This is a genomic window from Desulfovibrio cuneatus DSM 11391, from assembly GCF_000430005.1.
In the GTDB taxonomy this organism is placed as follows: Bacteria; Desulfobacterota; Desulfovibrionia; order Desulfovibrionales; family Desulfovibrionaceae; genus Frigididesulfovibrio; species Frigididesulfovibrio cuneatus.
Window position 1 is genome coordinate 29,891 of record NZ_KE387018.1, and the last position, 12,341, is coordinate 42,231.

Sequence of the window (12,341 nt, forward strand, 5' to 3'; positions counted from 1 at the left end):
GGATCACAGTTCCTGTAAAACATCCGTTTACCCCTCTCTTGCAATTGCATACCCCCATACAGCCCCACCCAGTACACACATATGCACTTCTATTTTACTTCATTAACCAGAATAAAATTGACATTCCACAGGAACTATGGTGTATGATCATACAAAAGCAGGCCCAAGGCTATTGGTTCATATTGACCTGCTTTGTATCCATTCCCAGGAGGTTCCATTATGAAAACTGTTAACGCTACCCCCCAGAGCAAGCCAGCCCTTGTTATTCCTCAGGCACAAGCCAATGAACACATTACCCTTACTGCCGGTGCCGATTCGGCTGTTACCCTTGCATTTGACCCCCACACCACCGCTGTGGAGCGTACAGAAAACAGCCTCGTATTTACCTTTGAAAACGGTGGCAGCGTAGTTGTTACAGATTTTTTTGTGACCGATGGGGAACCCCTTCCCGCGTTCACCCTGCCCTCCGGTGAAGTGGTTACCAGCGCAGACGTTCTCTCCGGCTTGAATGAGGCCATTGACCTTTCCACCGCGGCCGATAAAGCAGCCCCCCCCAGCAGCGGGCTGGATGAATATGCTGACGGCACAGGCAACCTTTTGGGCGGCGTTGACAGACTTGGCTCCCTGATGGGAACAGATGCCTTTTCCAATGGCACCCCTTCTGCTGCCGATGCACAACAGCTTCTAACACCCGCAACACTCGTAGCGACAGGCCCCAATGTTTCCCCTGGCCCTGTGCCCCCAGGCCCTGTGCCCCCAGGCCCTGTGCCCCCGCCTCCGCCTCCACCTCCACCTCCACCTCCGCCTCCGCCTCCGCCACCCCCTGGCCACGAGGTTATGGCTGGCCTTGTGCGGGGAGACCAGGATTTTAGCGGTGGCGGCATCATCATCACCATGTTTTCTGCCATTGCCCCGGCATTTTACAACCCCAGCGACATTCCTGTTATCAACACCACTCACCATGTGCTTATTTACGATGAAAAGGGCGTCCTTGTTCCTTTAAGTGAACGCACTGAAGACGTGACGGTGACCCTGCGCCTTGAATTTTCGCTGGATCAGCCAAACCAGCTGGATGAAGGGACGACAGACAACGACTATGCCTCATTGGATGCACTCATAGCCATGTATCCTGACATAGCCATAAACCCTAACGGCGATGGCTCATACGAACTGACGCTCACCGTACCTGCTGGCAGCCAGGGCATTGAATTCACCCTGCCTGTGCATAAAGGGGACGCCTACACCCTGGAATTAGTCACGATCAACGAGAAACCCATAGAAGAGTTGCCCACAGACAAATTGCCGGAAGAAGCCTCTGTACGGGACGGCATTTATGGTAATGCTGAAGTAGATAAATACAACTGCATTATAGGCGGCGCAACCCCCATAAAAGTGAAGCCGGGCTGGTTGTGGGATAGCGACAAGAACATGGACTACCAGGAAGACGCAGACGGAAATAAATATTATATAGATTATTCAACCAATCCCATAAGCTACGTAGACGAACAGGGGAATATGGTTGGGCTTGAGTTGACAAGCAAGTACTATAAGATTGTTGGCCCGGCAGGCGAAATTTTGGTTGGTGGCGACGCTTATTATGATGACGTAAATGGGCAATACCGCCTTGGCCTTGATGGTAAAAAGTACTACTTTACACATGATGAAGCCAACAAAGAAACGTACACCGACGAAGCGGGCAACCCTGTGGGCACAGGAAGCGAAACTGATTACAACTTTGGGGACTACAAAGATTCTACCCCCCAAGGAAACGCTGGTGCCAACGACCTGACTACCCCCAACACAGACCAGCACGGAACTTACGGCTATTCTGGAGATGATACCATTACTGGTGCCGCTGCCGGGAAGAACTTCCTTTTTGGCGGTGCAGGGGAAGACCTTCTTATTGGCGGCGAAGGCGCCTATAACCACCTGCACGGCGGTACGGGCGATGACAGCATTACCGGTGGTAACAATGCCTCTGGAGGCACTGGCGTCAACAACCTGTATGGTGGCGACGGCAACGACACCATTACCGGGGGAATAAACAGCGATAACAATCTGTATGGCGGTTCTGGCAATGACGCCATTACTGGCGGATTGGACAGCGCGAACACCCTTTATGGCGGAGCCGGAAACGATACATTGACTGGCGGCGACAACGGCAACAATACCGTGCATGGCGATGCGGGCAATGACATTATTTTGGGAGGCTCCGGGAGTAGCACATATAACTACCTGCATGCCGATGACGGGAACGACAAGATTACCGGCGGCAATGATGCCGACTACAACTACCTTGATGGTGGAACTGGCAACGACACCCTCATAGGTGGCAACAACAGCGCCAATACACTGGATGGTGGTGCAGACAACGACCACCTTACAGGAGGAATGAACAGCTACAACGTACTCAATGGTGATGCAGGCAACGATGTGCTCATTGCAGGCGGCGGTACCAGCACCAACATCTTGAATGGCGGCGAAGGCCACGACATTCTGTTTGCTTCTGCCACAGACACAGTTGATGGCGGCAGCGGCAACGACATTATGATAGGCGATTTTGAATTTGCCGATGTGCTGAGCAAGGTAGGCCAGGGTATTCAAGGTATTGAAGTCTTCCTGAAAGGCGCAAATGTGCTGGACTTTGCCAACCATGATGCCCTTGAAGATTTGGGGGTACTGCTTGGTGAAGGCGGCGTGCAGGTAGATACCAGCAAGTGGACTCAGACCACTTCTGAAGACCCCACACACTACACCCAGTTTACCAATGATGACGGGTTACAACTGCTGGTGCTGAACACACAGCTACAGACCCTAGCGTAACATAACTTCTCACCAAGAGCACACAAAAACGCCGCTCCTTATAGGGGCGGCGCTTTTCTTTGTACATGTACTGCCCTGTAAGAAACGCTCAGTTTTTCGTTTGGCAAGGCATAAGTTTTTTGGGAAGCGAGCGGAAAAAAGAAAAATCAGCGTTTCTATGGCAAAAATGAATACCCCGTCCATACCTGCACCAGGGCCGCCAGCACCAGCAGGGCATTGACTACCCCATGCACAATGGGCAGCACCGTGCGGCGCTTTTTCACTTTGTCCAGTACATGCCCGGTGCCATAGCCTACCAGGGCAAGCACCAGAAAAGCATAACCAATGGTGGCGTGGGCATCCGTCACCCCAAAGCCGCCCCATTCAAGGCGCACAACAGCCACCCCGACCAGGCCCCCTACCAGCCACAGGGCAATGGCCCAGCGCCCAAGGCGCACGTGCTTCTTCCAGGGAAAGGCCACGGTGCAGCCCACGTGGCTGCACCGTGGCCGCTGCCAGCCAAAATACAGCGCATATAGCCCCAAAAGTGTTGCTACCACCTGAAAAACAGGATGAATCCAGTAAACCACAAGGCCTCCTTAAGCTTATAAGGCAAACAGACGGTCAGCCACCAAAATACCCATTGCCACCAGCATACCGCCGTCAGTCACCCATAACAACTTGCGGGCAAAATTTTTCGCGTAAAAGAACAGGCTGCCACCCACAAACATGGCAATGCCCATAAAAGCCAGGCCAACCCTGGCGGAAATACTGTGAATAAAAGGGAACACTGGCAGCAGCAGCATGGCGGCGGCGTACGCATGAAACCACACCCGCAAAAGCCGGGTGTAGCGCACTTCACTGAACTGTACCGCGGGCACGGGCAACCCCGCCGCAGCATAAGCCGGGGCGTCGTGCTGCACACGCAGCCAGAAATGCGGCACCTGCCACAAAACGTACACGCCATACAGCAGGAACAGTTCCGGGGCCAGCACATGGCCCCCGGCGCACACCCAGCCCACCACCGGGGGCAACGCCCCCACAAGCGCCCCCACAAGCAGGGCAAAGGCGCTGCGGCGCTTCAAGGGGGTATACACCCCATTATACACCAGCACGATAACGCCCCCTGCCAGCAAAGGCACTATGCCCCCTGCCGCAAACAAGCACACAAACGCCAAAAGCACACACAAAAGCCCCGCCCCCAAGGCACGGGCCACGCCAAGGCGGCCTGCGGGCAAGGGGCGGTTTTTAGTGCGGGGCAACAAGGCGTCCAGGTCTATTTCCTGTACCTGATTCCAGGCAGAACACCCCCAGGAAAGCAGAATGGTACCTGCCAGGGCCTGGACCATGGCAACACTTGGGGCAGGTTCCACCAGCAAATAGCCAAAGGCAGTGGCTGCCGCCACCATAAGGGACACTTTGGCCCGTACCAGTTGGGCATAATCACGCCCGAGGTTGCTCAAAGAATGGTGCATAACAAAACGTTCCATAGATGCAGACAAATTACTTCATTGTTGCGTTGCCAGCATCATGCCCACCGTGGCCAGCCGCACCATGCGCATCATGCCCGGCATTGCCTGCGTTGCCCAAACTTTGAATGAACGCCACAATGCTGTCCATTTGTTCCGGCGTAAAATCGGTATACGGGGCCATAATGTCGTCATAGCCATCCACCAATTGTGCCCCAGGCTTGATAATGGCTTCACGCACATAGGCAGCGTCCACCATAATTTCGCTCTTTTTGCCATTGCTCACAACCGTGCGCTTGCTGCCCCAAAGGGCCATAAAGCTGGGGCCAACGCCTGCGGTGCCGTCCAATGAGTGGCAACTGATGCACCCCTGGGCTTCCAGCAATTGCTGGGCACCTGCGCCTGTTTCCCCCTGAGCCAGCCAGGCATCATACTCTTCACGGGTAACCGCCCGAATGGTGGAAACCATGGTGGCGTGATTGGTGCCACAGTATTCCGCGCAAAAAATGTCATATTCTCCCGTGCGTTGTGCCTTGAACCAGGCATACGTTTCCATGCCGGGCACAGTATCCATTTTTATGCGAAAGGCCGGGGCAAAAAAGCTGTGAATAACGTCTTTGGTGGTCATGCGCAATTTTACCGGTTCATTCACGGGCACAACAAGCACATTGCTATGCTTATTGTTGGGGTAGGTAAACATCCACGACCACATGCGGGCGGTCACCTGCACTTCCATGGCATTCTCTGGCACAGTGCGTAGCGCCCGAAAGCCAACCCAGCCATAATAGAACAGGCCCATAACCAAAATGGAGGGCACCAGTGTCCACAACACTTCTGCCTTGATGTTGCCCCGAATGTCCGCAGCTTTTGGGTTGCGGGTGTAATGGTAGCGCCAAATAAACCAAAGCGTGCACAGGGTAAGGAACAGCAACACGAAAAAAGAAAAGCCAAACAACAGATAAAACGCAAAATCTACCTGTTGCACCGGGGAAAGTGAGTCACGGTACATAGAGCATCACCTGTAGGCTACATCGAAAAAAGTGAAGCCAATGGCTATGGCCAGAATAACAAAAGCGGTAAACACCATGAGGTTAATTGTGCGCGAGGCATACCCAAGGTGCATGAAATAATACAGCACCAGCCCTGCCTTTATGGTAGCCACAGAAAGGGCCACCACCACGTGCAAATAACCGAGGTCTGCATAGGCCACTGCCACAGTCATGGCCGTAAGCATCATAAGCGCGACCCACACCGCAAAATTGATGGGGTACGAAACTACATGCTGTTCGTTCCCCTTTTTTGCCCCTGCCGGGCCATGTGCGGCAACTTGTTTGTTCACATCACACCACCAGGTAAAAAAGCGGAAAAAGATAAATCCACACCAGGTCCACAATGTGCCAGTACAGGCCCACATTTTCCAGGGCCACGGGCTTTGCCGCGGTTATCTGGCCTGTGCCCATGCGCCACCACACCCAGGTAAGCAGGCTTGCACCAATAATTACGTGCAGGCCGTGCAGCCCGGTCATCATGTAATACAAGTTAAAGAACAGCATTTCCCCCTTGGGAAGGAGCAAAAACTCCGGCCCGTTGGGGTAAATGCCGTGCTCTATTTTGGCAGTCCATTCAACGTATTTGATTACCAAAAACACAAGGGCTGCCAACACTGTGCCCAGCAATAAATACCGGGCAAGGGCTACCTTGCCCTTTTGCAAGGCGCTTACCGCGAGAACCACAAAAAGGCTGCTGGTAATAAGCACCACCGTGTTTACCGTTCCCATAACGCGGCTTAACACCTTGCCACCATTGTGGAATGCTTCCGGGTCGCGGCTAAAATACACAGCATACAGCAAAAACAAACCGCCAAACAGAAGCACTTCCGTAAACAGGAACAACCACATGCCAATGCGGTCGCCCTCAATATCGGGAACCGGGGCAGGGTGCGCTGGGTGTAAGTTGGTATCAGGCATCTGGAGTAATCCCTTCATAGTCATAGGGGCCATGCGTTACCACTGGTTCCGTCACAAAGTTGTGGTGCGGCGGCGGGGAAGCTATGCTCCATTCCAACGTGGCAGAACCCCAGGGGTTATTGCCAATGGGCTTGCCTTTTTTGGCACCGCGCCACAAGTTCCAGGCCATAAGAATAATGGCAGAAGCCAAAACCCATGAGCCCACAGTGGAAAGCATTTGCATTCCTTCATACTTGGGCAGGTAGGTGTGGTAGCGCCGGGGCATGCCCTGAAGGCCAACAATAAACATGGGGAAATACAGCACGTTAAAGCCAATGAAGGCAAACAGGCAGGCCACGTTGGCCCAGTGCTTATTGTACATGCGGCCATACACCTTGGGCAGCCAGAAGTGCAGGGCAGAAAAAAAGGCAAAGCCCAGACCGCCAAAAATAACATAGTGGAAGTGAGCCACCACAAAATAGGTGTCGTGCACGTGCACGTCTGTTCCGGCAGAACCAAGCACCAGTCCGGTTAACCCGCCAATGGAAAACAGGAACAAAAAAGCCAACGCATACCAAAACGGCGGTTCCAGGTGAATGGAACCTTTGTACAAGGTTGCCACCCAGTTGAACACCTTGATGGCGGAAGGAATGGCCACCACAAAGGTAAGGAAAGAGAATACCAGCACGGCGGTGTCGCTCATACCGCTCACAAACATGTGGTGTGCCCATACCAGGGAACCGGCAAAAGCAATGGCAAGGCTGGAAAAAGCAATCATTTTGTACCCAAAAATGGCTTTTCGGGAAAACACGGGCAGCACTTCGGAAATAACGCCCATGGCTGGCAGAATCATCACATACACTGCCGGGTGCGAATAAATCCAAAACAGGTGCTGGAACAAAATGGGGTCGCCCCCACGGGAAGGGTCAAACAGGCCCACCCCCAGCACACGTTCCGCCATAATAAGCAGCAAGGTAATGGCCAGCACCGGGGTGGCCAGTACCTGAATCCACCCGGTGGCATACAGCGACCAACAAAACAGGGGCAGGCGTGTCCAGGTCATGCCTGGTGCCCGCATACGGTGCAGGGTGACAATAAAATTCAGCCCGGTAAGAATAGAGGAAAAGCCCAGAATAAATACGGCAAATACCGCAAGGGTCACGTTGGTGGTGGTAATTTCACTAAAGGGCACATAAAATGTCCAGCCAGTATCTGGCGGGCCGTTGCCTGTGAAAATGGCTATAACGGCCAGCAGGGCACCTGTCATGTACAGCCACCAGGAAAAGTTGTTCAACCGGGGAAAGGCCACATCTTCCGCCCCAATTTGAATGGGCAGGAACAGGTTGCCAAAGGTGGCGGGAATGCTGGGAATAACCACCAGAAAAATCATAACAACCCCATGCAGCGTGAACAGCGCATTGTAGGTGTCTGCGCTCATCATGCGTGTGTTGGGGGTAAGCAGTTCCAGGCGAATGAGCAGGCCAAGGGTAAGCCCCACGGCAAACATGGCTAGAATGGCATAAAAATACAGCATGCCAATGCGCTTATGGTCGGTGGAAAATATCCATGAGCCAATTCCCCCACGGGTTCCTGGCATGGGTTCAAGAAAACTTGTGCTTGTAGCCATATCATCCTCTGGAACATGTTAACTTTGAAAAGCCAAAAGGGCTCGGTAAACTCATGCGCAACCCGGAACAACACCAACGTTCAGGGCCGCTTTTTTCGTTTGTTGCCTTTCACCAGCACAAACAAAAATACGCCTGCGCCGAACAGAATAACCACCCCGGCAAGGCGCATAAAGTCAAACACAAAGCGCTTGCTGGCAGCATCGTAAGTAAAGCAGTAGGCCAGCACGCGCTTAAGCGACAAGCTCACCTTGCCTTGTGCCGCTTCGTTAAGGGACATGGTAATGTCAAAGGGCATGAAGCTTTGCCCGTATAAATAGCGGCTTATTTTACCCCCAGGAGCTACTGCCAGCAACATGGTGGGGTGTATGAAGTCTTTGCCCATGCGCTTGTACCGAAAGCCAAAAGACCCCATAAGCTGCGCAACAGATTCCTTGCTGCCGCTTAAAAACACCCATCCTTCCGGGGGGTAGGCAAAGTCCATGGCAGCCATCATGTTATTCTTGCGCTGCATGGCCAGTTCCGGGGTGTCGTGTTCGTCAAAGCTTACGGCAATAACCCGATACTCTTTACCTGGCACCAGGGCCACACCGGGCAGGATGCGGGCCAGGGAACTGAGCAATAAGTGGCAGGTGCCGGGGCAGGAATAATACACCGGGACAAGAATTACCGGAACGTCCATGAGGCTGCCAATAGCTACTTCGCGGCCTGTTTCATCGCGAAACATAATGCCTTGCGGAATGATAGCACCGGGCTTTTCATCCACCCGCGCAAACTGTGCCTTTTCTTCCTGGCTCAGTTCTTCTAGCTGTTCCCGCTTATGGGCAACAGCTTCCTGCCCCCCCGGTATGGCCAGGTGGGGGTTCTTCTGCTGTTCAGGCGTAAGCGGTGGCACCTGGTTGGCCAGGGTGCCTTCATGCATTTCATGCTGGGCTGCGGGGGCTTCTGGCTGGGCCGCAAGCGTTGCCACACTGCCCAGGCCAAACCAGCCCACCGCAAGCACTGCCAGGGCGGCAAGGAACCTCTTTTCTGTAACGCGCATTACAAGTTCCCTATATAATCAGCCAGGCTTTGCCTCTCTTCAGGTGAAAGCGCCTTGAGCTTGCCAATCATTACTTCTTTTCGCTCGCCGCCATAGCTGCCATCAAGAAACCCCTTCATTTTACCAAGCACCTGGGCAGAACTTTGGCCCTTAAGTACATGAGGCGGTTTCGTGCCATCAGCCCCGTGGCAACCAACACAGCGAAGGAACAAGGCCGCGCCATCTGCCGAATGGCCCCCAGTGGGCGTACCTGCTATCCAGAACAAACTGAGCATGAGTATAATAAGAGTGCGCTGCATACCGTTCTCCCTCTTCACACGTTTGAAGCGTGGATTTATATTGTTTTTAATAATAATAAGTGCTATTAGCACTTTGGAAAAGCGATTGAGTAGCAGCCTCAAAATTTTTCAAGAAAATTATGCAAAAAATAGTGGCAGTTGCAAGAATAAGCCTCGATTTATGCACATAAATTTGGTGTATTGCTGCATACAAGCCTATAAAGACAAACTTGGCTAAACGCAGAGGAAAGCACGCAATATGTGCCGGAAAATCAGAGAGGTTGCGTGTAGCAAAACACCAACGCACATAGGTGGGGGATTTTGGGCGTGTCCTCTTGAAAAAACGAGCAACACATACCCAAGGAGAAAATTCTTCGAATTTCTAAATTATTCATAGAAGTTAGCCGCAATAAAGTCAATGCCAAAGGCACTTTTGCCAACGGTGTTGCGTTTGGCTTCGCACTGATGAGTTCCCAAAACTTGCCCTTGCAGAACAGAAAGAGTATAGTCTTTTCCACCCCAGAGGCAGCCACTGTTTGAAATAAGCTGCCAAGGCATGGGCAAAAGGGGAAAAGTTGGGCAGTATACCCCCAATAAACACGCATCTAACGATCAGAGGATATTATGCAACCATTAGAAATTAAAAAAGATATTTACTGGGTTGGCGCTGTTGATTTTGGCAGCATGGACTTTCACGGCTATTCCCTTTCACCCAAGGGTTCTACATACAACTCTTACCTGGTGAAAGACGAAAAAATTGTGCTGTTTGACACGGTAAAGCACGACTTTCTCAGCACCATGCTCGCCCGTTTGTCGCTTGTAACAAACCCGGAAAGTATTGACTATTTTGTCATTAACCACGTGGAACTTGACCATTCTGGCTGCCTGCCCCAACTGGTTAAAATGTGCAAGCCTGAAAAGATTTTCTGTTCCCCCATGGGCCTTAAAGCCATGCAAGCCCACTTCGACACCACAGGCTGGCCCATTGAAGTGAAAAAAACAGGCGACACCCTGTGCATTGGCAAGCGTACCATCCACTTTTTGGAAACCCGTATGCTGCACTGGCCAGACAGCATGTTCTCTTACATTGACACAGACAAGCTGCTTATAAGCAACGACGCCTTTGGGCAAAACATTGCCAGCACTGTCCGTTATTCCGATGAAGTAGACCCGGCAATGCTTGAATTTGCCATGCGCGAATATTACCACAACATTGTTCTGCCCTACTCCCAGCAAGTGCTTAAGGTGCTTGACCACGTTACCGCGCTGAAGCTGGAAATTGACATGATTGCCCCGGACCACGGCCTTATTTTCCGTACCAAAGAGCAAGTAAACATGGTGCTGGAAACTTACCGCAAGTATGCCCTGCAACAAACACAAAACAAGGCCCTGATTGTGTTTGACACCATGTGGCACAGCACTGAAAAAATGGCCTATGCCCTTTCAGAAGGGCTGCGCCTGGCAGGTGTGGAAAGCCATATTATGGACCTGAAACAGCACCACCACAGCACAGTAATGACAGAGCTTTCCCGGTGCGGCCTGGTTATTGTTGGTTCCCCCACCCACAACAACGGCATTATGCCCAACGTGGCCCGCATGCTTACCTACATGAAAGGCCTGCGCCCCCAAAACCGCCTGGGAGCGGCCTTTGGCTCTTACGGCTGGTCAGGTGAAAGTGTGAACGTTATTCACGAGCGCCTTTCCCAAATGGGCATGGAAATGCCCCTGCCTGCACTGAAAACACAATACGTGCCCAAGGAAGCATTCCTGAAGCAGTGCGAGGAAGCAGGCAAGACCCTTGGGGAAGCGTTGCAGGTTAAGGTTGCGGCAGAAGCAAAGCGACTCGGCTAAAGAAACGCTTTTTGGAACGTCTTCCCTGCGGGAAGTCGCTTTAAGACTATTATGCAATAGCCTTCTTTCAGGCAAAAACCGGGTGCATGGTACAATGCACCCGGTTTTTTGTGGTTATGGCTCTTTAGCCCTGCCCCACCACCAATGTATGTACCCCGCCGCAGGAGCAGCAGGAAGTGGCAAATCAGAAAACTGAACGTTTCCTTGACACCAGGTAACCAGCCAAGTACGGTGCCGTGGCTGCCGTGCACCATGCCGGGCAAAGCTTACCTCAGGAGTCTCTTCATGAATAAATTACTTGGTGTTCTCTGTTTCTTTTTTCTCCTTGCGGGCTGCACGCCGCGTTCAACCCAGTTTACCCCCCAGCAGCAAGACAAAGTGAACAACTTGCAAAAAACAAGTGTGGCCCAAATTGCTGAAGAATACCGGGCAAACAACGCACGATCCAATAAAGAATACACAGGCAAATGGATGAAACTGGATGTTTACGTTGTGGGCGTGAATGCCTTTTCACGCAGCCCAGACTTTTCCCGTGGCGGGCGCAAAACAGGCAAGCAGGAATACTTTATTCACATGGCGGACGTTCCTGCCAACTATAACGATGACATGACCTGCCGCTTTGACAGCGACCAGGAACAAGCCGTTATGAGCCTGAACAAAGGCCAACGCATAACAGTGCTTGGCCGTATGAAAGAAGCGGACTTCGGCACCCTGGACCTGACCCTTGAACAGTGCAAGGTGCTCCAAACCCTGAGCCAGTAAATGCTGCCATTGCAGCGCTGAGCCTTGCTGCACTTGAAGTATGGAAAGCCCCTGCCAGATATGTTCTGGCAGGGGCTTTTTTGCAATCGCTATGACGTACCCTGCCCCACACGCACAAAAAAAAGGACTCCGTATTGCTACGGAATCCTTAAATTTTCTGGTGGAGCTGGAGGGAATTGAACCCACGACCTCTTGAATGCCATTCAGGAGGCAAACAGGAGATGATGCGGCCATTTGTTCATGCACATGCCCACAAAAAGCCTTGAGGCACAACACTTTTACGCATAACCCACAACAAAATCCGGGCGCGTTTCCATCGGTATTGCACTTTCGTACATGGCGTGCATGCAGTACATGATTTCAATAGGTTACGAAGGGTGATTTTTCTTTTGGGTCATATTTGGGTCATGGGAGCAGGGAAAATATAATACAGCCCGTTGTGTAGGCCTTGCCACAACAGCTATAGTTGCCTGTCCAAATCAATCCTGCTAGAGTGATTCAGCCAGACAAGTACGAACCGCAGCAGCTATAGTTGCCTGTCCAAATCAATCCTGCTAGAGTCGCAC

The 12,341-nt window shown here is 52.2% G+C and carries 11 protein-coding genes; 3 read left to right on the forward strand and 8 right to left on the reverse strand.

Annotated features, from left to right (window positions below):
* The first annotated feature begins 219 nt into the window (after positions 1 to 219).
* Positions 220 to 2,823, forward strand: coding sequence for a calcium-binding protein (locus G497_RS19420; RefSeq protein WP_051258169.1), 2,604 nt, complete (start codon positions 220 to 222; stop codon positions 2,821 to 2,823).
* A 155-nt stretch (positions 2,824 to 2,978) separates the two neighbouring features.
* On the opposite strand, the gene G497_RS0114335 is transcribed toward G497_RS19420, so the two are convergent.
* From G497_RS0114335 to G497_RS0114370, 8 genes are all read right to left on the reverse strand, one after another.
* The gene (locus tag G497_RS0114335; RefSeq protein ID WP_027188662.1) at positions 2,979 to 3,392 is read right to left on the reverse strand and encodes a DUF4079 family protein; all 414 of its coding nucleotides are present in this window, start codon (positions 3,390 to 3,392) and stop codon (positions 2,979 to 2,981) included.
* Between the two features lie 15 nt (positions 3,393 to 3,407).
* A complete protein-coding gene (locus G497_RS18460; RefSeq protein ID WP_051258170.1) occupies positions 3,408 to 4,277 on the reverse strand; it encodes a protoheme IX farnesyltransferase in 870 nt (289 codons plus the stop codon).
* Positions 4,278 to 4,305: 28 nt separating this feature from the next.
* Positions 4,306 to 5,280, reverse strand: a complete 975-nt coding sequence (gene coxB, locus G497_RS18465) for a cytochrome c oxidase subunit II (protein ID WP_051258171.1) — start codon at positions 5,278 to 5,280, stop codon at positions 4,306 to 4,308.
* A gap of 6 nt (positions 5,281 to 5,286) precedes the next feature.
* The gene (locus G497_RS20665) at positions 5,287 to 5,610 is read right to left on the reverse strand and encodes a cytochrome C oxidase subunit IV family protein (RefSeq protein ID WP_051258172.1); all 324 of its coding nucleotides are present in this window, start codon (positions 5,608 to 5,610) and stop codon (positions 5,287 to 5,289) included.
* A 1-nt stretch (position 5,611) separates the two neighbouring features.
* Complete coding sequence (locus G497_RS0114355; RefSeq protein ID WP_051258173.1) at positions 5,612 to 6,238, reverse strand: cytochrome c oxidase subunit 3 family protein; 627 nt, start codon at positions 6,236 to 6,238, stop codon at positions 5,612 to 5,614.
* The gene (gene ctaD / locus G497_RS0114360) at positions 6,231 to 7,844 is read right to left on the reverse strand and encodes a cytochrome c oxidase subunit I (RefSeq protein WP_027188665.1); all 1,614 of its coding nucleotides are present in this window, start codon (positions 7,842 to 7,844) and stop codon (positions 6,231 to 6,233) included. Before ctaD ends, G497_RS0114355 begins: the two co-directional genes overlap by 8 nt.
* Before the next feature lie 80 nt (positions 7,845 to 7,924).
* Positions 7,925 to 8,884 carry an SCO family protein gene (locus G497_RS18470; protein ID WP_245576403.1) on the reverse strand — a complete coding sequence of 320 codons (960 nt, stop codon included), beginning with the start codon at positions 8,882 to 8,884 and terminating at the stop codon, positions 7,925 to 7,927.
* Positions 8,884 to 9,183, reverse strand: coding sequence for a c-type cytochrome (locus G497_RS0114370; protein WP_027188666.1), 300 nt, complete (start codon positions 9,181 to 9,183; stop codon positions 8,884 to 8,886). Before G497_RS0114370 ends, G497_RS18470 begins: the two co-directional genes overlap by 1 nt.
* A 603-nt stretch (positions 9,184 to 9,786) precedes the next feature.
* On the opposite strand from G497_RS0114370, the gene G497_RS0114380 reads away from it, so the two are divergent.
* Both G497_RS0114380 and G497_RS0114390 read left to right on the forward strand, forming a co-directional pair.
* Positions 9,787 to 11,013, forward strand: coding sequence for an FprA family A-type flavoprotein (locus G497_RS0114380; RefSeq protein ID WP_027188668.1), 1,227 nt, complete (start codon positions 9,787 to 9,789; stop codon positions 11,011 to 11,013).
* A 285-nt stretch (positions 11,014 to 11,298) separates the two neighbouring features.
* Positions 11,299 to 11,775: an OB-fold protein gene (locus G497_RS0114390; protein ID WP_027188670.1), complete on the forward strand. Its 477-nt coding sequence runs from the start codon at positions 11,299 to 11,301 to the stop codon at positions 11,773 to 11,775.
* Positions 11,776 to 12,341 lie beyond the last annotated feature (566 nt).